The sequence below is a fragment of the Lactobacillus sp. W8174 genome (assembly GCF_016100975.1).
Classification (GTDB): domain Bacteria; phylum Bacillota; class Bacilli; order Lactobacillales; family Lactobacillaceae; genus Lactobacillus; species Lactobacillus juensis.
Window position 1 is genome coordinate 173323 of sequence record NZ_JACFRN010000004.1, and the last position, 21895, is coordinate 195217.

Annotated in this window: 20 protein-coding genes and 1 tRNA gene; 17 read left to right on the top strand and 4 right to left on the bottom strand. The window is 34.3% G+C overall.

Annotated features, from left to right (window positions below):
- Positions 1-7: 7 nt before the first annotated feature.
- From rplI to H3U49_RS06905, 3 genes are all read left to right on the top strand, one after another.
- Positions 8-463 (top strand): 50S ribosomal protein L9, encoded by a 456-nt coding sequence (gene rplI, locus H3U49_RS06895; protein ID WP_034978644.1) that lies wholly within the window; start codon positions 8-10, stop codon positions 461-463.
- Positions 464-499: 36 nt separating this feature from the next.
- The gene (gene dnaB, locus H3U49_RS06900; RefSeq protein WP_198180720.1) at positions 500-1879 is read left to right on the top strand and encodes a replicative DNA helicase; all 1380 of its coding nucleotides are present in this window, start codon (positions 500-502) and stop codon (positions 1877-1879) included.
- Positions 1880-2047: 168 nt separating this feature from the next.
- Complete coding sequence (locus H3U49_RS06905; protein ID WP_122051705.1) at positions 2048-2206, top strand: CsbD family protein; 159 nt, start codon at positions 2048-2050, stop codon at positions 2204-2206.
- Between the two features lie 76 nt (positions 2207-2282).
- On the opposite strand, the gene H3U49_RS06910 is transcribed toward H3U49_RS06905, so the two are convergent.
- Complete coding sequence (locus H3U49_RS06910) at positions 2283-3482, bottom strand: DUF2974 domain-containing protein (protein WP_198180721.1); 1200 nt, start codon at positions 3480-3482, stop codon at positions 2283-2285.
- Positions 3483-3599: 117 nt separating this feature from the next.
- Positions 3600-4301, bottom strand: coding sequence for an MgtC/SapB family protein (locus tag H3U49_RS06915; RefSeq protein ID WP_034978650.1), 702 nt, complete (start codon positions 4299-4301; stop codon positions 3600-3602).
- Between the two features lie 154 nt (positions 4302-4455).
- Between H3U49_RS06915 and H3U49_RS06920 the strand changes: the two genes are divergently transcribed.
- Positions 4456-4528: transfer RNA gene (locus H3U49_RS06920), tRNA-Thr, on the top strand.
- Between the two features lie 353 nt (positions 4529-4881).
- Entirely contained in the window at positions 4882-5367 is a 486-nt protein-coding gene (locus tag H3U49_RS06925) for a hypothetical protein (RefSeq protein ID WP_198180722.1), read from the top strand.
- Between the two features lie 3 nt (positions 5368-5370).
- Here the strand turns inward: H3U49_RS06925 and H3U49_RS06930 are convergent, their stop codons facing one another.
- On the bottom strand, positions 5371-5631 hold the full coding sequence (locus tag H3U49_RS06930) for a hypothetical protein (RefSeq protein ID WP_198180723.1): 261 nt from the start codon (positions 5629-5631) through the stop codon (positions 5371-5373).
- Positions 5632-5929: 298 nt separating this feature from the next.
- Between H3U49_RS06930 and H3U49_RS06935 the strand changes: the two genes are divergently transcribed.
- From H3U49_RS06935 to H3U49_RS06985, 11 genes are all read left to right on the top strand, one after another.
- Entirely contained in the window at positions 5930-6784 is an 855-nt protein-coding gene (locus H3U49_RS06935; RefSeq protein ID WP_198180724.1) for a hypothetical protein, read from the top strand.
- 304 nt (positions 6785-7088) lie between these two features.
- Entirely contained in the window at positions 7089-9080 is a 1992-nt protein-coding gene (locus tag H3U49_RS06940) for a hypothetical protein (RefSeq protein ID WP_198180725.1), read from the top strand.
- A 224-nt stretch (positions 9081-9304) separates the two neighbouring features.
- A complete protein-coding gene (locus H3U49_RS06945) occupies positions 9305-9631 on the top strand; it encodes a hypothetical protein (protein WP_198180726.1) in 327 nt (108 codons plus the stop codon).
- Positions 9631-10716: an AAA family ATPase gene (locus H3U49_RS06950; protein ID WP_198180727.1), complete on the top strand. Its 1086-nt coding sequence runs from the start codon at positions 9631-9633 to the stop codon at positions 10714-10716. Before H3U49_RS06945 ends, H3U49_RS06950 begins: the two co-directional genes overlap by 1 nt.
- Positions 10709-11317 carry a hypothetical protein gene (locus H3U49_RS06955; protein WP_198180728.1) on the top strand — a complete coding sequence of 203 codons (609 nt, stop codon included), beginning with the start codon at positions 10709-10711 and terminating at the stop codon, positions 11315-11317. Before H3U49_RS06950 ends, H3U49_RS06955 begins: the two co-directional genes overlap by 8 nt.
- A 188-nt stretch (positions 11318-11505) precedes the next feature.
- Positions 11506-12555 carry a Rep family protein gene (locus H3U49_RS06960; RefSeq protein WP_198180729.1) on the top strand — a complete coding sequence of 350 codons (1050 nt, stop codon included), beginning with the start codon at positions 11506-11508 and terminating at the stop codon, positions 12553-12555.
- A 78-nt stretch (positions 12556-12633) separates the two neighbouring features.
- Positions 12634-12978, top strand: coding sequence for a hypothetical protein (locus H3U49_RS06965; protein WP_198180730.1), 345 nt, complete (start codon positions 12634-12636; stop codon positions 12976-12978).
- 1 nt (position 12979) lies between these two features.
- Positions 12980-13174: a hypothetical protein gene (locus tag H3U49_RS06970; protein WP_198180731.1), complete on the top strand. Its 195-nt coding sequence runs from the start codon at positions 12980-12982 to the stop codon at positions 13172-13174.
- Positions 13175-13253: 79 nt separating this feature from the next.
- Positions 13254-14456 carry a tyrosine-type recombinase/integrase gene (locus tag H3U49_RS06975; protein WP_198180732.1) on the top strand — a complete coding sequence of 401 codons (1203 nt, stop codon included), beginning with the start codon at positions 13254-13256 and terminating at the stop codon, positions 14454-14456.
- A 225-nt stretch (positions 14457-14681) separates the two neighbouring features.
- The gene (locus H3U49_RS06980; protein WP_198180733.1) at positions 14682-19082 is read left to right on the top strand and encodes an Eco57I restriction-modification methylase domain-containing protein; all 4401 of its coding nucleotides are present in this window, start codon (positions 14682-14684) and stop codon (positions 19080-19082) included.
- A gap of 54 nt (positions 19083-19136) precedes the next feature.
- Entirely contained in the window at positions 19137-19835 is a 699-nt protein-coding gene (locus tag H3U49_RS06985; RefSeq protein ID WP_198180734.1) for a DNA methyltransferase, read from the top strand.
- A 263-nt stretch (positions 19836-20098) separates the two neighbouring features.
- Here the strand turns inward: H3U49_RS06985 and H3U49_RS06990 are convergent, their stop codons facing one another.
- Positions 20099-20380, bottom strand: coding sequence for a helix-turn-helix domain-containing protein (locus H3U49_RS06990; RefSeq protein ID WP_198180735.1), 282 nt, complete (start codon positions 20378-20380; stop codon positions 20099-20101).
- Between the two features lie 124 nt (positions 20381-20504).
- Between H3U49_RS06990 and H3U49_RS06995 the strand changes: the two genes are divergently transcribed.
- Positions 20505-21683, top strand: coding sequence for an AIPR family protein (locus H3U49_RS06995; protein ID WP_198180736.1), 1179 nt, complete (start codon positions 20505-20507; stop codon positions 21681-21683).
- Positions 21684-21895 lie beyond the last annotated feature (212 nt).

Sequence of the window (21895 nt, forward strand, 5' to 3'; positions counted from 1 at the left end):
GAGCACAATGAAAGTTATTTTTACTAAAGATGTTAAAGGCCGGGGCAAACGCGGTGAAGTTAAAAATGTTCCTGATGGTTATGCCCAAAACTTTTTATTTAAGAGGGGCTTAGCCAAAGCTGCTACTAAAGCAAATATGCATACTTTGGAAAGAGTTGCTGCTAACGAAAAGGCAACTTATGAAGCTGAAAAAGCTGAAGCTGAAAAAATTAAGACCGAACTAGATAAGGATGAAACGGTAGTTAACTTTAAGTCTAAAGCCGGTTCAGATTCTAGATTGTTTGGCTCGATTTCTGGTAAAAAAATTGTCGAGGGCTTAGAAAAGCAATTTGGTATTAAGATTGATAAACGCAAATTAAACCTGCCTGAACCAATTAAATCGTTGGGCTACACCAATGTACCAGTTAAGTTATTTAAGGGCGTAGAAGGTAAGATCCGCGTCCATGTTACTGAACAGGATTAGCCTTTAGTTGAATTCTGAAAAAAGTGGGCGTGATTAATGGATAATATTGTCTCACAGCAGATACCGCATGACGATGAAGCTGAAAAAGCGGTTCTGGGCGCAATTTTTATAGATCCTGCAGCAATAGCTGATGCCAGTGCCGAAGTTCAGCCGGATGATTTTTATAAGAGAGCAAATCAGTTGGTTTTCCAGGCTATGCTTGATTTATCTGACCGTGAGGATGCAATTGATCCGTTAACTCTGCAGGATGAATTAACCAAAAAAAACCAGCTTGATGATATTGGCGGCATAGCTTATGTTTCTGAGCTGGCCCTGGCGACTCCGACAGCTGCTCATGTCACTTATTATGCTAAAATTGTACACCGCAAAGCATTATTGCGGCGACTTATTTCTGCCAGTCAAAAAATTATTACGACTGCAATGCAGGATTCCGATGATGTCACTGACATTTTAGATAACGCCGAAAGCGAGATTATGAATGTCTCATCGGAAAATAACGCCAATGGCTTTCGTAACATCAAGGATATTGTTAATTCCACGATTGATGAAATTAACAATATTCCTGAAGATGGCAATATGGTTACCGGTTTGCCTACTGGCTTTGTCGAACTGGATAAAATGACGACGGGTTTTCATGATGATGAACTGGTAATTGTGGCTGCTCGTCCTGGAGTGGGAAAGACTTCCTTTGCGCTTAATGTTGCCCAGTATGTTGGTTTGCATACTGATAAAACTGTGGCAATGTTTTCCTTGGAAATGAGTGGAGAACAGTTAGTGCAAAGAATGCTGGCTTCAGAAGGTTTAATTAATTCGCAGCACTTGCGAACTGGACAACTGGACGAAGATGAGTGGCCTAAGCTGGTTGCGGCATCTGGTTCTTTAGCAACAGCTAATATTTATATTGATGACACTCCGGGTATTAAGATGAGTGAAATCAGGGCACAATCTCGCCGCTTAGCCAAAGAAAAAGGCAATTTAGGCTTAATTGTCATTGACTACTTGCAGTTGATTGAAGGTCCGCACAGTGAATCACGGCAACAGGAAGTTTCTGCTATTTCACGGCAATTGAAGAAACTGGCTAAAGAACTTCATGTGCCGGTTATTGCCTTATCGCAATTATCACGTTCAGTTGAACAGAGACAGGATAAAAGACCAGTTTTGTCCGATATTCGTGAGTCAGGTTCAATTGAGCAAGATGCCGATATTGTCTCCTTTCTTTATCGTGATGATTATTACCGTGATGAAGAAGAGGGCGAAGAAAATAAAGAGGTATCAGCTGAAGATGATAACGGTGAAGTGGAAGTTATCATTGAAAAGAACCGTTCTGGTAGTAGGGGAACAGTGAAATTAATGTTTTCTAAACCCTATAACCGCTTTTCGAACCTCGATTATAGTCATGATCAGCCTAACGAATAGAAATTAATAAAAGCCACAGTGTTTTAAAGAAAAACGCTATGGCTTTTTGATTTATACTATATTTTAACGAAAAATAAGGCGTTTTTAATGACAATATTTCTACTAAATTGTACTATTAAGGTGTGAATAGAAAAATTTCGCTAATTTTTTGGGAAAGGACCGATTAAAATGGCTGATAAAGGTTTTAAAGACAAGGTAGCTGGTAAAGCTAAAGAAGTCAAAGGTAAAGTGCAACAAGCTGCCGGTGATGTCAAAGACAAAGCTCAAGAAGCTACTGAAAACGTCAAAGACAAAGTTGATGACGTTAAGGATAAAATGAACAAATAATTATTTAATTAGTTAAAAAGAGGCTGGAAAACTAAATGTTTTCTCAGCCTCTTTTTTGGGTTACACATGAAACAATTTACCGTAATTTACGCTGGATGCTCTTTGGTAACTTAATATTGGGACGTTCCGGATCGTAAAATTCATAAAAGACTGGAGCCTTATTAGAATCATTACTTTTAGGATAAAGTTCATAGTTGCTGTTCATCAAAGGCAGAGTCATATTCTTTTTATATGAATTCCAGATGTTGCTTAGTACCTGTGTCAGCAATTTTCTTTCTTCGGATTCCAGGGATAAAAAGGCGCGGCCAAAGCGATAAGTTCCTACTATTTTATTACTGGTTAGCTGGTGTAATTCATCAATATCGTAATTTTCAAATGCCTCGAAAAGATCAGAAAAAGCATCGCTTCTTTCTTGATCAGGGATTGAATTATTAAAATTAATAAGAGCGTGTCTGATAACACGACTGCCTGACGATAACCCGTCAGCCAGGGTAAAACTGTCGCGCCCTACTGACCAGCGGCGCGGATCATGTTGGTTGCGCATAGGCACCGTACTTTTAACAACCAGTACTTGTTCAGGATGATCCAGCATTGCACCAAAGATTGAGCCTTGAGGGATGTAGGTTTTCATTTTAGGCATAGAAGCAGTGAAGCCACGGCTCGTATACACTTTATGGAAAAAGCCCGGCCCATCAAAACTAATAGCTTTGATTACCCGCTTTTGAATTTCAGGACTAACTGCACTTAAAGCAAATTGAGCAAAGTTGCCTCCTTTTGAATGACCTAAGAGGTAAATCTGTTGGTCATTAAACTTGTGTGCAATTTCGGTAAGATATTTAGCAGCCACTTCTTGACCATAAATTTCCGGCAAATAATTCATACCCATATCTTCATTTAAACCGATCATAGTGCCGTCGGTTCCCCGAAAGGCAATGGCTATGGTGTTTGAATCAATAAAAAAGGTGACAGCAGTAAATTGCAAGGGATGCGGTTCTTTTTCCAGCCTGTCAGTCCAATCCAAAATTTTAATATTACCGATTCTAGGACTTTCTGGTAATAACATGACTTCAGTTGCTGTTTCGGCATACATTTGATGTTGAAAAGAAGGCAACTTATGCAGTTTTTCTGCTACTTCCCCTAAAGTATGACCAGTGGCAGAACTATCAGCTGGCAAATAGGCAATGGATGACAATAGCGAAGCATCAACACTGTTAAATGCTTTTTCTGAAAAGCTTAAGTCACCGCGCCAACGTAAATAATCAAGTGGTCCAGCCATATAAATTCTCCTTTCACAAAAAAGTTTATATCAATATTGTAGTGAGTTTGCTCAGTTAAGATAAAAATTATGCAAAAAAAACAATAGAATTAACTATTGTTTAAAAAGTAACTTGCTTTATTTATCTATACTGGCATAACTGATGCGCTTGATGTCAGGATACTTGCGTAAGGCCATAATAATATCATTTTCATCAATATTATTGTTAATAATGCCGTCTACGAAAAAGATAATTCTTTCATCGCTGACAAAAAGTATCTTAACGGAAACATTTTCAACATGATTTGTTTCCAGTTCCTGCTCAATTATGTGCAGGATGTCAGGCTTATTAACGGCTTCTATCTGAATGTTGAACCTGATATGCATGATGATTTTATCAATTATGGCATCATCGTGAAACATCATCTGGATGACAAAGAGCAAGGCAGTTGCTAAAATACCAATAAAGTATAAACCAGAACCAATTGCCATCCCGATAGCAGCTGTTGCCCAGATACCAGCAGCAGTTGTCAAACCGGAAATCTGTTGCTTTTTAATTAAAATTGTACCGGCACCAATAAATGAAATACCTGAAACTATTTGCGCAGCAATTCTGGAAGGGTCCAAAGCAACGTCTGACATTTTTAATAAATCGCCAAAACCATACTTTGAAACTATCATAAATAGCGCGGAAGAAAAGGCAACTACAATATGTGTCCGCACTCCGGCACTTTTTCTTTGAATCGCACGTTCATAACCGATCAACGCTCCGCACAAAGAAGCTACTACAATTCTTAATAGCCATGGGAGTTCTGCGTTGATCGATGCTAAATTTGCCATTACATCCACTCCATTTCTAAATCTATTCTTATATTATACTCTTAAAAAAGCGCGCCAAATGACAGTTATGACAAAAACTGGGAAAAAGTCAAAAAATGCTTGCGTAAACTTTTAGAATATGTTTTAATTAATATCGTTGTCGAGATATGACAATGCTGACTTAGCTCAGTTGGCAGAGCACGTCATTAGTAATGATGAGGTCGGAGGTTCGAATCCTCTAGTCAGCATTCGGAAGAGTAAAATTAGTAAAATAACCTTGATATATCAGCATTTTCTGTTGGTAAGTTAAGGTTATTTTTTGTTTATTAAAGATAATTATGCACACAATACGGAACACATTTTTAGCTGTGTTCCGAGCAAAAATTTTTAGGTAGGCACTATGGCTGATATAACGGTATTTATAACCCCTTTTTTGTGTGCATTGACAAAACTTTTTGCTTTTTGGTTTACTCTAAAGCATTTATGGTTTATTTTATATGTATGTATAGAGATAAAATAAAATATTTAAGTTTATCTTTTTAAAATCTCTTTAGATCTTGGAAGCAGTGATAATTAAATATTGAAGAAAGGGATGTAAAAAATGCGTGAAGAATTGAAGGATTTAACCAGTGAGTCTCGCCATGAATTTGTTGGAAAGTTTTCTAGAAGTGGGTTCAAAAGCGATTTCATCGCTACTACTGGGGTTACCGTTTATAAGCCAACTTTGGTGCTAACTGATGTTGTACTTGCTTCTAGTAATGAACAAGTCTCTGATCATCTTTGGTTTAACTATACTAAAGGATTCCTTAAATTAGGTGAATTGCATGAAGGTGATTTGATTAAATTTACTGCTCGTGTAAATAACTATAGCACCTCTAAAAAAACAGACTATAAACTATCTTACCCAAGAAAAATTAGTCGAGTTGATAAGGGGTCTAGTGGTAAACCAATGCCAGTAGATAACAATAAGGCACTTATTGGTTATATTATGGAAAAGAACAAAGAATTTTACCAAGCTAATAATCGCCCTTATGATTCTTGGTATGTAGATCAATATAATGATTGGCAAAAAAGTCTGTCTAATTAAAATTTAAGTAAAATAACAGTCTACGTCTTTGCCTAATTTTGTGGTGGATTTGTTTGCCGTATCTTCTTGATAGATCTGCTTACCTTTTTCTGCATATTTTTCGTTAAAGTCACGAATTCTTTGCAAACCACCATATTTATCTTCATTCAGCCTAGCACTCTTAGTCTTTACTTTCCAAACAGCCTTAGTTTTTACTTTGGCTGTTTTTGCTTGAGCGAATTGCAAACCTACTACACTAGCAGGTGAGCCTACACTACCAAACATTAGCATTAGATTTTTAGTACACTGCACTTTTAGAGATCGTGCATTTTACAAGACAATGGGATTTTTGTTAAAAATTAAAATATTGTTATTTTTAATTACAGCACAGAAAGGAAGTGACCTACAACCAACTGTTATAAGTGATACTAATAGATAAAAGTACTAGTTATTATCATTAACTTGACTATAAAAAGTCCCCTATTATAATAGGAAATAAATTAAGAATTCAAAAAGTAATTATTGCTGTTTCTCATAATCTTCAGTGAAGTTTTAAAAAGAAAATTTTACAGGAAAGAAGATTATGATTATGAAAAACGCTAATTTATTTAAGAAAGTAGCAATTACTGGAACATTGCTAACTGTTGGAGCTGCGGCATTAGTTTATTCCAATCCACAAACTGTTGATGCAACATCATTACCACCATTAAAAACAGCAACAACCAAAGACTATAACAAATTGCAAACACTATCTAAAAAGCCCGGTGCGCATTATGTTAAAACTAAAAAATGGTATGCCGGTTTTACTCCCGGTGATAATGTTGAAGATACATATTATTTCAACTCTTTTAAATTAACAGGTGATAAGGCTAGTCCCGGGGCCGATGATTGGACTTGTTATATCGGAGCTGGAACATTCAATGGAACTAGATATTTTATTGCAAGTAATACAAAAAATGAAAGTAAAAAATATTTAATTCCAGCAAATCATAATTATGTACCTTATGGTTATAGGCTTAAAAAAGGCCATGCCGTAGTTCATGATTACATTGGCTCGTTGGCAAATGCTTGGAATGGTTATGACCCTTATTTAAAAGACTATGGTGAAACATTCACAAAAGAAAACATTATTTATAGTGGTGATAACAAACGAAACTCAGCTAAAAAAGTCACTTTAAGCCGAGTTGGTAAGTCTTCTGGTAAGAATCAAGGATTTTGGATTAGCAAAACACCAATTAAATTTAGAGTCGATGGTACTGATACTTATGAAGATTACTATCCACTTTATAACTATGAACCAAGTGGTCAATTGACGATGAGTTACATTAAAACAAAAGACCTAAGTCAATTTAAGAGAGCCACTGTAACTTATAACTACATTGGTACTATCTATAAGAATCATGCCTTTAGAGCATATAAGAAATCATTAGATTTCTAGTAAACAATTAAATAAAATATACATTTAAAATAAATTATTCGCGTAATTTTGAAAGGATGTTAATCACATGAAAATTAGTAATGTTAATTTTCAAATAACAATTTTAATCATCTAGTATCCACATTTAAACTCAAGTTTGAATGTGGATGTGGTAAGCATCCGTTGAATAAACGGATTAAACAAAAAAGAACAAGGAATCAAAATTATAATATAACTATGATATTTGTTAACTTGTTTGATCAGCAATTAGACGGTTAGAAAAATCAACCGTCTTTTTTCTTTTAAAAAAGAAGAAGGTTGCATAATGACAAGATATAAAGAATTTGCTCCAGAAACATACCTTAGCTTAGATAATGGCGATATTTTCGTACGCCTAGAGGGAATACTCGAATTTATTGTTAAATCAAGCATTTCTTTTACTGACACAACTAAGGATTGGGACATTGATCAGCTTATAAAATTTTTACATGAAAAAAATTTTTCTATTAGTAAGATTGACCGAAATGATTGTTTACTCGCTCGCAATCTAAAGGGCGAAATAATTGATGAAGCAGCTAATAAAGCAAAAAAATTATCTTTTCTTGACTCAAGATCTATTTTAAAGCTCGTTAAATTAATCCAGCAAGAGAATCCTTTATCACTTGCAAAAGGCAAGGAACTTAAAGAATTAATGTTTGAAGGCTTTTATTTGGATTTAAAAACTGGGAAATTTTACTTCAATTGTGAAAATGTAGTTGATAATTTTCTTAATCGACCTCATTATGATCGGAAATTTAGCTTTAAAGTTACTCACCATGAATTTGAGCAATTTGCTATAGAAAATAATATCCCTATTTATCATCTTGAAACCGCAAAAATTGAATTTGCGCAAATTCAAAAATCATGCGTTGGTATTTCTCAAAGACAACATGATGATTCTAAATATCAGCCTATCAATATTAATGATGCCAAAAGTTCGAATATAAAAGTTATTAATGGCGAAGGATTGTTGCAGCTTTATCAGCTTACAAAGAATATTAAAAGACCATCAAATAATGAATCATGTCATTATCAACAGTCAGAACCTGGTATTATATATAAAAAAGATCAGCACGACGCGTGGCTTGATTTTAAAAAAGATTGGTATAGTATACAAAAGGTACTTGAACATATTCAAAAAAATAATTCTAAAGAACATATTGATATAACAAAAAAAGCAGTTGAAAAACAAGTCAATAAACTAATTGAGACTAATCCAGACTTTTACCAGAAGAAATTAATTGCTGACAACGATATCGCTAAGAATAGTCGACAACTATTAGATCTCTCCAATAAGGGAGGTCATAAGGAAACCTATGTTAATTATGCTATCTTAAGCGAACTTGAAGAATATTATTACTCTAGAAAGACTTCAAGTTATCCTAAGCCTGAGCCACAGTTGGAATATAGCATCCCATTGTTAAGTGATTTTTTGATGGTTACAAGTAACCCTCAGGATAAAAATGAAGTTAATATAACTATTAATGATATTAATGCAGCTAACAAGAAGTTTAATCGTTTTAAAAGTAAAATTAATGATTATGTTAAAGCTGAAATAGCTTGGTTAGAGATCAAAAAGGCTGGAGTCAAGGCTAAAGTAACAGCAGATATAAAACTTAAAAGTAAAATAAAGGCTGGCTGGCAAAATACAAGCCCAAATTATTCACTCTGGCGAGAAATAATACAACTTAAAGGTATTTCCGAAGATGTTTTTTCGTCTTGGATTAAAAAAGCTTCAAGGAGAAATAAGTTTATTTTTGAATTACAACCTCAAAGTACTTATTTGCCAGGATTCGAGTTAGAGACTACAGAAACAGATGCAAGAAATCTTTTAGAACTAATTTCATTAGTTGATGACAACCTCAGTGAAATTGAATCTTTTAATTCTGAGCTTGATCAAATTAATCTTAGGTCAATTGCCCTGAAAAAAATAAATGAAATTAATTCTTTCTATGTTCAAGAAATTAAAACTGAGGATAGGAAACTCGATTATCAAGCAGGAGTGAACATCCCTGTGAAGGCTATTCGAGATATTGATGACTATCTTAAAGAAAAAGTAGATAATATAATTGAAGATATAAGACTTAAGGTAAAAACAATTAAAGATATTCTTGATCAATTAACGAATGAGGTCGAAGGTATCAAACTAGTCTGGGAAGATTTGCAAGAGGAATTGCAAAACTTTGATTATCCAAAAATATCAGAAAAAAATCGACCGCAAGCAAAACAAACAATTGGTGATCTACTGAAGCAGGTAACAACGAATCTGTCTTTATAAAACTTTAAAATAGTAAATTTAAGCGTCAGCAAATTCATGCTGGCGCTTTTTTTTGCGTAAAAATATGGACTAAGAAATGCTGATATAACAACGAAAATGGCCGGAACCAAAAGTGTCCACACTAATTTTAGGTCAAGAAGCTAAACTAAAATTACAAACTGAAATCCAGTTTGCACTAAATATTTTTTAATTAATGGCAGAAATTGCCAGAAAGGAGTCTCATTATGAGATCAAAATTAAAAAATGGCTATTCCACAGTTTTAGCTAATTTTTATATTAACGAAAAGAAAGATGTTATCAGTCTCAGCCCGGAGTTAGAACCGCAATATAAATGGGAAGATAAAGGCACAACTAGCAAACCGACAAATGAAATTGTCGGCTATAGAGCCTGGTTTAGTATTAAAGGCGAACAACCATTTCAAGTTAAATTTTTAAGTAAGGTTAGCCTGCCACCTTATTTATCTAAGGTTAAGCTAGAAGGATTAGAGGCTTGTGAAGTACACCACAAAGTTTACTTTCGTGCTACTGATTTAAAGGAGGTAGAAAAATAATGGCTCAATTAAAACAATACTTAACGCGTTGTCTCAACATGGCACTTGGAGTTGAAGGGGAAACCACCTATACCAACAGCTTTGATATCTTAATTAAAGAAAATGGCTTCATCTTCGTCCCTAGGATGCCCGCGGGCTTCGTGCTCGATGATAGTCTCTATCAACGTATCTATCAGATTGCAAATGCGGCGCTGTACCCTAATTACACGGTGTTAAAGCAAAATGGTATCTACTTCGTACCATTATATGGACAGCCGTTGGAAATTAAACGAGGCCTGTTTTTCCCGTGGATGAAGGGAACATCCACACGACTTATTATTGCAGGACTGGATGATTACTTTTCTGATCGTGATGAAAGTAAGAAGGGGAACGTCATCCCATTAATGAAAGATTTCTCGCTTAATTATCAGAATGTTACCAGTATCGCAATTGCGGGCAACTCTGGAGCAGGAAAAAGCTATTTCCTTTCCTATCTATTATCTGCATTGTTGTGGATTTCTGATCTAATTGTGATCGATCCTAAGCGGGACCAGCCCAGTCGCTGGGCTAGGGATCACTCGATTAGGGCAGTTTTCCCTAATTCTAATTCTTCTAAATCCGATTATGTGTCTAACGTGAATGAGCATTTAGAAGGAGCTTTGAACACTATCTATCACAGGCAAGCCGAATTATACAGCGATGCTAGCAAGCACTTTCGCCCCGTCACGATTGTGGTAGATGAGGTTCTAGCGCTAACCGAGGGCGTTAACCGGCAAATTAAGGATTCGTTCTTTGCATTATTATCGCAAATTGCTTTGCTGGGTCGTGCAACTAATGTTCATCTGATCGTCTGTGGTCAACGCCTTGACCATACTGCTATCCCAACATCGGTCAGAGAACAGTTTAACGTTTTGGTGCAATTAGGAAACATTAATAGCAAGACGACTCAATTCCTTTTCCCTGATCTTGACCCAACGGGAATTGTGATCCCGGTAGAAAAAGGTACAGGTATAATCCAAGTAATAGATGACCAACATCCATACAATGTGCTTCCATTCCTAGCACCTACTTATTATCAGAAGAAAGAAGAGAAAAATTATGTTTAACAAGAATCAACCAAGGTTCAGTTTAAAATTAGGATACTTTCTACCAGTATTAATTCTGGGATATGTAGTAATTATGGCAATTGTGCTTAAATTTTCTTCATTACTTAGACTCATTAAAAACACATTATTTTTAAATTTGCTATATCCTTTTTTTAATAATTTGCAGCCTAAGATGTGTCCTATTGGCGAGTTAGCAACACTTTGTCTAGTTATAATTATAATAATGATTTTTAATTACCAAAAAGGTAATAGTTTGAGCAACTATTTTGATTCGATTGATCAAACCTATAATTTAAGGCAATTTTGCAGAAGAGAACCTTTGACCATATTAAATGATGAAAAACAAACAAAACAAAAAAATTCCGTAATAGGGTCTTTTAATGAGAGTCTTAAAGAACTGTTTGTAGACATCAGAAAAGATAGCATAACTGTATGGATCCTTATACCAGATAGGCAGGAAGCCAAGCAAATCCTGAATAATGAAATGAACGATATTGCTGAGTGGATTAAGCAGGCCAATCCTGACTATACATTTTCCAGTGTCGAACCAATGGAAAACAGTAGTTTCTATTGCCTGCATGCAACCAAATTTACTGCTTAATGGCAGCTCTGCCGCTTTCGCGTCAGCGAAGGGGCGGCAGAGAGCTGCCTGATGAAAAACTACAGAATCAAACTGTGCAGGGGCTGCTTAGCCTCTACCATTAAGCCATTTTACGGGCTTGTTATCTAAATGGCTTAATGTGTGCAACTGTGCACTACCTGCATACAATAAGAAAGAAGTTGATGCCTATGGTCGATAGAAGATACCGTCAATTCATGTTTGTCCAAGACTCGCAACATTTGCAAGTTAAAGAATCCAGATTATCTAAGATATTGGACAAGTCAGGTGCGCTAGAGTGGGCTTACATTAATCATAATAAGGACGTGGATAATAGGGGGCAACCGATAAGAGCACATTATCATGTGATTCTTAAGTATGAGAATCCTCAGACCATTGCTAGTGTAGCCAGCTTATTTAATGATAATCCCCAATATGTGCAGGTATGGCGCGGTCGCATTAATAACGCTTATTCTTACCTGATTCATGAAACTGAAGACGCTGATAGTGATGGCAAGTATCATTATCCTGATTCTGAAGTAGTCGCTTCCTTTGACTTTCCAGCCAGGATGGAAAAAATAAGGAAGAAAATCAAACTCAGTCCCAAATATGAAAAGGAACAGATTAGGCGCTATTCCGAACAACAGATTACCCGCGAGCAATTAACCGAAGAGCTTGGGGTCTATGGTGTTGCTAGTCATCAACAACTTATCGATCGAATTGACTCCGAACTAGCCAATCAAACACACCAGCAATGGCTACATGACTTCAAAAATCATAAAATGACAACTCTCTGGCTTCACGGTAAGTCAGGTGTCGGGAAAACCCGCTTGGCTGAGTACATTTTTAAAGATAAAAAATATGTCACGCTGGGTAGTTCAAGAGACCATTTCCAAGAATATAAAGGCGAACATTTCATTATTATTAATGACTTGCGACCAAATGATTTCGAGTTTAGCGACCTTCTCCGAATGCTTGATCCTTACCAGCACGATAAGGCAGCACCTAGTAGATACCACGATAAGAAACTCAATGCAGAGAAAATTATCATTACTACCCCGTATGATCCGTTGACTTTTTACCGAAATATCGATTCAGTGAAAGATACTCGGGTTGATACGATTGACCAACTGTTACGGAGAATTAAGCCCATTAAGGTTACTCCTGAGTTGATTTCACAAATCAGAAGAAAAATAAAGCAAAGAAAAAAAGCTAAGCAAAAACCACAAAAATTTGCCTAACTTTCAAATAATAAATTCAATCTAATTATAGTGCAGTGTCAAAGAAAAAGAAAGACTGCTAGAAAGGTAGCTTAAATTATGAAATGTATCATAACTTACGATGATTTTAATCACGGCATTCCCTATGACTACCTAGCCGAGCATGAACTATATGCTCAGGGTATTGGTAGGGTACTTAATGTAGATGATGACGACAATTGGTACTACGAAAATACAGGATTGTTATGTTTAGTTAAGGATTGCATCGATGAAAATTGTAATCCACTCAAAATAGTAATTTTTGAATCAGATGAATATCAAAAAATCGATTATCAAAAATTAGTTGGCAAGAAAGTAATTGCTGATAATGGGCTATTCTATTGCCCTTTAGGTCTGGAAATACCAACTTATTGTGTAAATAATCTAAGAAAGGCAGATGATTGATATGGGAAAATTGTTATTAAATGGCAAGCAATTATGTCAGGAATTAAATATTAGTGCTCCCTTATTGTATAAACTGCGTAGGTCAGGGATGCCCTATCATCAACTGCCCCACGGGCGAGCATATTACAATTTAGATGAAGTTACTAGTTGGTTGCTAAAAGCGGGATATCACCAAGAAAAAACTTGGTTTAAATAGCAAAAAAAGGGTAGACTATGTGTGGGGAATAAATACCCATGCCGTGTGTCTACCTTTTGATTTGGAAAGGTAGATATCTATGATTAAAAAAGTAATGAAAGGCAAAAATCGTAACAAGTATCAAATAAGAATCCAACCTACCGATAGTGTCACGGGTAAACGTATTAGTTGGCCTGTCCAATATGCAGGTTCTAAGAAAGCCGCAGTTAAAATTGAACGTCAAATGTGGCAGGAATACGAAGATGGACTCAATCCCAGTGATTCTACGGTAGTTTTTGCTAAAGATTTCCAGCGGTATGTTGATCAGCGTGCTAAGTCAATTAGTCCAGTTACCTTGAGCTCATGGCAAAATACTGCTAACTCTGTTAAAAAGTATTTTAAAAATGCTCAAATTAAACAAATAACTACCCAATTGATCGAAAGTTATGCTCATGATTATGTTAAACAACACCATGCCACAGTCAGCCGTTCCTCAAATATTGCCAAAATCCTGGTTCATCTGCGGAACTATTTTAAATCACTTGAAGGCAAAATTATTAAAGAAAATCCTGTTCCGGAAAATGCTTTAAAAGTATTTTTCAAACAAAGTGATTTTACGGTACCACAAGAATGGCGTATTTTTACGAAGTCTGAATTACAGCAAATTAGGAACTTGATAATGACGGATTTGCAAAATAACCCAGTTCAGTTGAATGGCAGTAAATTAGCAATACTAATTGAGAGTTACACTGGCATGCGTGTTGGTGAACTGCAGGCTTTAAAATTCTCTGATATTGTGCACGAAAATGGTTATTGGACTTTTAGTATAAATGATAGTTGGTCAGATTACACAGAATCGTTTAATGGTTCATTGAAAGCTCGACCAAAAGGTTATTGTAGGAAATTGTTGCCTGTCCCCGAAAGTGTAATTATACAAGTAAAAAAATATCAAGTTGCGCAAAAAAAATTCTTAACAGAATACAATCTAAGTAATCCGCTTGATTTAATTTTCTTAAGCTTGCATGATTATAAACGATCTAGTAATTATCAACCTGTACGTCAGAAGAGTATTAACGATATGCTAAAAGAAATTTGCACTAAGCTTTCAATTGAAGATGAGGGTAAGCAAATGAGTCTATATTCTTTTCGGCACACAGTTTGTACCCAATTAGCAAGCACACCCGAAATGTCATATCCTTGGGCAGCTGAAAAAATGGGACACTCATTAAATATGTTTATGAAAACCTATGTTGGTTTGTCTCAGGATATAGAGCAAAAGATGAATCAGTTATGGGTAAGCTGATTTACGAACAGATTACGGAACACGATCTAGTTATTAAGTTGGCTTAATCATTGATATAAAAGGTTTTGTTTACCAAAAACTCTGATCCTCTAGTCAGCATTCAGAAGAGATGAGAAGTCTTTCAAAAAAATTTTATTGAAAGGCTTTTTTGTGTATTTGAGTGAATTTGTATTGTGTGTCTTGTATAATTAAGTTATTAGATCAAGAAGAGTACAGGATATAGATATGGAAAGTAATTTTGAATTTCTTAATCAGGATGCATTAACAAGGCAATATTATACAAGAGCAACTCAAGCAGAATTGAGTTATGCCATGGGAATTTATCCAGGTGTGCTTACTTCAGTTCGAGTAATTGCAGAAAATATGGCCAGGGATGTTGCTGATCAAAAGTTTCTTAAAATAGGTGATCGTGAAACTTTTGACAGTCTTCTTAAAAGGCTTAGACAGGGTGCATATATTGATGACTATGCATTACGAATTTTTTATGATATAAAGGGGCCGGGTAATCTGGCAGCTCATACTTTAGATAATGTTTCTCAAAAGGAAGCTTTGAAAGGTTTGAAGCAATTATATGCATTAAGTGTATGGTTTGTTGATTCATTTTATGATGAAAAAATTGACCCAACAAATTTTAACGAGCCTGAAAAGTCAAAATACCTGTATCAAACTACAACATTACAACCATCCAATGCTGAAAAGAATTTAATTTATATTCAAACGGCAGATAATTCATCTGGTAAGTTTCAGGTTTATGCAAATAGTCAAAAGATCGGAAAAACTGGTGTAGGTGATCTTGCAGAAGATAATTCTGACAACAGTCCCTATTTACGCTCATGGGCTAAGAAAAGAATTAATCAATATATGAAGACTTCAGGTATTCACGCTAATTTAGAATGGGCTGAATTAGCTTACCGAAAGTCTGATGGTTGGTGGTTCTCTGATCATGATGTTCACCATGTACTTGAACGATCAGGAATTAAACATAGCAAGGATTTAGCTGGAAATGAATGGTTTGAAACAGATTTAGAAACAGCTAAAAAGGCTATTAAAGCTGTTAAAGAAAATAAAGATAGTCTTGATGGGGTAGATTCACAAGCTAAAATAAAAATAGTATTACGTCCTGAACAAAATAGAGCAGTTAAAAAGACTATAAAAGGCTTTAATTCTGGGAGAAAGATGCTTTGGAATGCCAAGATGCGCTTTGGCAAGACTTTGACCGCTTTAGAGCTAGTCAAAGAAGAAAAGTATAAAAAAGTTTTGATTATTACTCATCGTCCTGTTGTTGATGATGGCTGGTTTGATGACTTTAATAAGATAGGAATGCCAGAAGCTGGCTATATTTATGGCTCTAAGAAAAAAGGACATAAAAATATTTCTGATTTAGAAAAATCAGGTAATTCGTACATATATTTTGCCAGTATTCAAGATTTAGCAGGCTCAAAAGCTATAGGTGGTAAAGTATCTGATAAGAATCAAGACCTATTTGCTGTAGATTGGGATTTAGTTATTGTAGATGAAGCCCATGAAGGAACTCAGACTGAACTAACAAAAAATATTTTAAGCCTGCTTGTTAAAAAGCATACAAAGGAATTAGATTTGTCAGGTACGCCGTTCAATATTATTTCTGATTATGATGAAGATCATATTTTCACTTGGGACTATACTATGGAGCAGGAAGCCAAAGATAATTGGGATAAGGATAATCCAGGGAAAGAAAACCCATATGCGAATTTACCTAAAGTTTCAATGTATACCTTTGAAATGAATGAGCACTTTAGGGACCCCCGTTTCACTGGTGAAGGTTTTGATAAATGCTTTTTCAACTTTAAGGAATTTTTTAGAACTAATAAACAAGGTAACTTTGTTTACGAAAATGATGTTAAGCATTTTTTAGACAATATTACTAATCCAGGGATAACTAACTATCCATTTTCATCACGTAAATTTAGAAATAGGTTGCGTCATACTTTGTGGATTATGCCGGGAATTAAAGAAGCTAATGCTCTAGAAAATTTACTAAAGCAACATCCCATTTTTGGTACGGAATACAACATTCTTAACATAGTTAGAAACGATAAGTCAGATACTGAAATGGGTACTGATATTGATGCAAAATCCGAAAATGAAGCTATTGCTAAGGCTGATAAAGAAGGTAAGAAGACTATAACTCTTACTGTTAGGAAACTTACTACAGGTGCTACTATTCCTGAATGGACAGGAGTATTATTCTTGTCCAATACTAGCAGTGCTATGCAATATCTTCAAGCTGCCTTTAGAGCACAAACACCATATTCATCACCTGAATTTGGGAAAAAAGAAAATTGCTATATCTTTGATTTCGCACCAGAGAGAGCTTTAACGGTTATGGCAGAATCAACTAGTTTAGCTACTGGAGCTGGAAAAATTCAAAAGAAAGAACAAAGAGAGCAGATGGAAAAGTTGATGCATTTTTTACCAATTATTGGTGAAAGTAATCAACAAATGAAACCATTTAAGGTCGATAGTCTGCTATCTAAGATTAAGCGCGCTTATGCAGAAAAGGCAGTTAGAACAGGCTTCGATGATGATTCTATCTATAGTGATGAATTACTTTTAATTAAGGATGCTGACTTAAAAAATTTCAATAATCTTAAAGGAATTATTGGCACTACAAAGAAAGAAAAAAAGCCATTAACGTTTGATGTTAATCATCAAGGATTAGATGAAGAAGAGTATGATAAGGCTGAAAAGGCTAAGAAGAAAAAAATTGGTGAGCGTTCAGAAGAAGAACAAGCTGCTATTGATAAGGTTAAAGAGTTAAAGAAACAACGTCGAACAATGATCTCTATTCTACGTGGAATATCAATCAGAATTCCCATGATGATCTATGGAATGAATATAAAGTTTGATGAAGACGTTTCAATTAGAAAATTTGTTAACAATATTGACGATGTCTCTTGGAAAGAATTCATGCCTAAAGGTATTACCAAGGAACTCTTCAATAAGTTCATTAAGTACTATGATGCAGATGTTTTTATTGAAGCAGGTAAAATTATTCGTCGTCAAGTTAAGGAATTAGATAAAGAAGATCCATTAGAACGGGTTGAAAAGATTGCGGATATATTTAGCACCTTTAGAAATCCTGATAAAGAAACTGTTTTGACCCCATGGCGTGTTGTTAATATGCACTTGGGTAAGACTATTGGTGGTTTATCATTCTATGATAACAATTATCAATACTCGTACGAAAATGGTGAATCAGTTAGAAGATGGATTGATACTGAGTACACAGATAAAGTCTTAAATAGAGATGCACATATTTTGGAAATTAACTCTAAAACTGGTTTATACCCACTCTATATGGTTACTTCCATATATTGGCGTGAGTTCAAAAAAATGAATGACCAAAATGCTGGTAAATTTAACTTTGAAGATGAGTTGCTGTTATGGCAAAGAATCTTAAGAGAAAATATATTCTTGGTAGCGAAAACTCCAATGGCTAAGGAAATAGCAAAAAGAACATTAATCGGCTATCATGATGATTGGTATGTTAATGTAGAATATGTAGAAAATATTGTACAAGATGCTAAAGAAAATGTTAATGATGAAGCAAAGAAAATAAGGGGACTATTTGGGAATATGAAATTTGATGTTGTGATTGGTAATCCACCTTATCAGCAAGAGTCTAATGGTAGTAGCACTAGAGATGAACCTATATACCATCTATTTGTAAATTTATCATATAAATTAGCTGACATATTTACTTTAATTACTCCGGGAAGATATTTATTTAATGCTGGCAGTACTCCTAAAGAATGGAATAAAAAGATGCTAACCGATGTTCACAATCGAATTGTTTTATATAAGCAAAATAGTAATGAAATATTTCCACATACGGATATAAAAGGCGGGGTAGCAATAGTTTTACATGATAAAACCACTGAATTAGGGCCTATTGGAACCTTTACCGCGTATTCAGAATTAAATGATATTTTAAAAAAGGTAGTACCATATGTTAAAGATAATGGATTGGCTAGCATAATCTATGTTCAGAACAAATTTAATTTAGACATGTTAAATTCGGTTTTCCCTGATAAACCTAGGAAAGACAAAAGATTAGAAAGTAATATTTTTAGTAAGTATTCAATATTTACTAAAAATAGGGAAAATGAAAATCAGATAAAGATAATTGGTCTAATTAATAATAAGCGTTTGTTTAGATATGTTGATCAGAAATACTTAAATCTTGATCATGAAAATTTATATAAATATAAAGTATTAGTTCCAAAATCAAATGGTTCAGGTGCACTTGGTGAGGTTTTAAGCACACCCCTAATTGGAGCACCCCTAATTGGATATACTAGAAGCTTTATTGGTATTGGTGCATTTTCGAAACGGATTGAAGCAGAAAACTTAATGAAGTATATTAAATCTAAATTTGCTAGAACAATGTTAGGAGTTTTGAAAGTTACACAAGATAATAATGCTGATAAATGGCGTTTAGTTCCAATGCAAGACTTTACTTCAAAATCTGATATTGATTGGTCAGGAAAAATCCCTGAAATTGATCAACAACTATATAAAAAATACAGTCTTACAAAGGATGAAATTAACTTTATTGAAACTAAAGTTCAGGCGATGAAATGATGAAAGAAGAGTTCAGATATATGAATGGTGAAAAAAGCTCTCAGGGTATTGAATATGCCAGAAAAAATCATTAAATCTGTTGATCGGGTAAAAGATATAGGTGAAGTTTTTACACCAAAAAAGACTGTAGACTTCATGCTTGATCAACCAGAAGTAAAAGAAAAAGTGAATTCATTAACTGCTACTTTCCTTGAACCCTCAGCAGGTGAGGGAGCATTTTTAGTTGAAATACTCAAGCGTAAATTATTGTATGCAAAATCACTGGCTAACACCGAAAAAGATTTGCAAAATAGATTTTTGCAAGTTTTATCTACATTATATGGAATTGAATTAATGGAAGACAATGTAAAAATGTTAGTTATTAATATGACTAATACTTTTAGAGACATTTACTTCAGCACAGTTAAGCTAGAGCAACAGAATCAAAAAGTGTTAAGAAGTGCTAATGTAATTATTTCTGCTAATATGGTGCAAGGGGATGCGTTGACACGTAAAACTGCGACTGGCAGTCCTATTATTTTTAGTGAATGGGAACCAGTAGGTAAAAATAAAGTTCAGAGAACAGAATATACCTTTGATTCCATTGTAGAAAATAGTGAGCCAATTGGGGTAGCGCGAGAACATAGCGAACAGTTAAATTTGTTTGCAGATCATGAAATTGTGCCAAAGAATCCTAAAACTAAGAAGTACATCTCTGTTAAATGGGAAGATATATACAAACAATTAACGGAAATAGTTCAAACAGACAATTGAGATTAATGATGTGAACTCTATTTTATTTATGAGTTAAATTTCATAAGCGTTCGTAATCATTTTATATGTTCTAGGTGAGTGACCATTTTTTCTGTAAAAGTAAATAATAGATTGTCCAAAGAAAGTATTTGGTTTGCTTTTTAACTCCGTGAAGGAGAATGGATATGAATCTTTAGCAATAATTTAATAAAGTACACTGCTAATTTTAGAGGCTACATAAAATTCAGTAATAAACACAACTTTTGAAATTATGCGTTTATTTACTAATATAAATATTTTTCGATTTCTTTTACTAAGTCTATAAAATCAATTTCTAATGCAATTGATAATTTTTTTAAGGTAATTAAACTAGGAAGATTCCTACCATTTTCAATATTTGATAGAGTTTTTTCTGATATCCAACCGTCTGGCAGTAGTCCCATTGAGATACGATCACTAATAAAGTAATCACGAGAAGTATTTTTTGTTGTAAGAGATTTTCTATGGGATTTTATTATTTTCCCAATTTCAATTATATTTTCTTGAAGCTTTTTCTTTGCAGTCATAATTAGCCATACACATTTCTATAATTTGGAACCATGGTTCCTTGTCTTTTTGCTAACTAATGATATACTAATAATCAAGGTTTAGCAAATATGCTCAAACCTAATAAAAAAGGAGGTCATAAAAATGACTAAAAATAATATGAGTAGATTCAAGGTTGAATCTGTTAGAACAATTAAATCCCCATCAGATCCAGATATTCGGACTTACTTTGCTTGGGTAAATTTCAAAGATCTGCCTGATGATTTTTCATTAGAAGTCAATCCAAGAAAGCCTAAAATGACAACGTCTGTTGCAAAGCAATTGATTAAGGCAGTCAAAGATCCCGATAGTAGCTTTGATATAAATAATCGAGGAATTGTAATGACAGCTAAGAGTGTCGTATTCAATAATTCTACGGGTATGCTTACTGTTGACTTTGATGACGACATACATCGTTATGGCTTATTAGATGGAGGACATACTTATACTGCTATTATTGAAAATAGAGAATATGTGCCTAATGATATAGATAAATTTGTTAGACTCGAAATAGTTGTTGGAGATAATTTGGATGTTTCAGCCTTAGCCGATGCTAGAAATACATCTATTCAGGTTAGCGATATTTCTCTATTTGAATTAGATAATAAATTTGGTTTTATTAAAGACGCCATACAAAATGAGCCATATGCAGATAAAGTAGCATATAAAGACAATGATAATAAACCGATTCCAATAGCTAATATTCTGAAACTAATGTTTGCTTTTAATATAAAAAGGTACCCGGATGATAGTCAAGTTCCTATTTCTTCATATTCGGGGAAGGCTGCAGTATTTAAAGACTACAAAAATGAGTACGATAACAATCCTAATATTTATAAGCAACTAGCGAAAGAAATTCCAACACTTGTTCGATTATATGAAACTATACAAAAAGAAATGAGTGATAAATATAATCAATTTAAAGAAGAGGATGGGAAAAAGTCTAAATTTGGGGCAGTTCGTGGTGTTGATAATAAGGGCAATCTGAAAACTGACTTTACTGGAGAACCAATAAAATATGATATTTCTTCTGGATTTTTAATGCCTATTTTTGGAGCATTCCGGGCATTGCTTTCTATGGGCAAAAAAGATGTTCAGTGGGCGGCAGATCCAGTTGAAGTATGGGAAAAAGTAGGAACTAGATTAGTTCAAAATACCTTTGATACAGATACAAATCCTCAACAAATTGGTAAGAGTAAAACATTATGGCAATCAAATTACCGTATAGTTGATGGGGCTAGAAAAGATTTGTTAATTCAAAAATTAACAAAGCAAAATAATTAGTATTTAAGATTTAGAAAAAAGACTATCTTCTGATTTTAATTGGAAGATAGTCTTTTTAATTGAAGGTAGTAAAGAAATGCTATTTTTAAATTAAAACTAAGCGTATTACTTATACAATAACATTTTTGTACATTAAAGTTTTTATTATAGTCTTAAAATAGACATTTTGATGTTAAAAACCTTGACTAGTGGGAAAATTAGACCATTTAAGA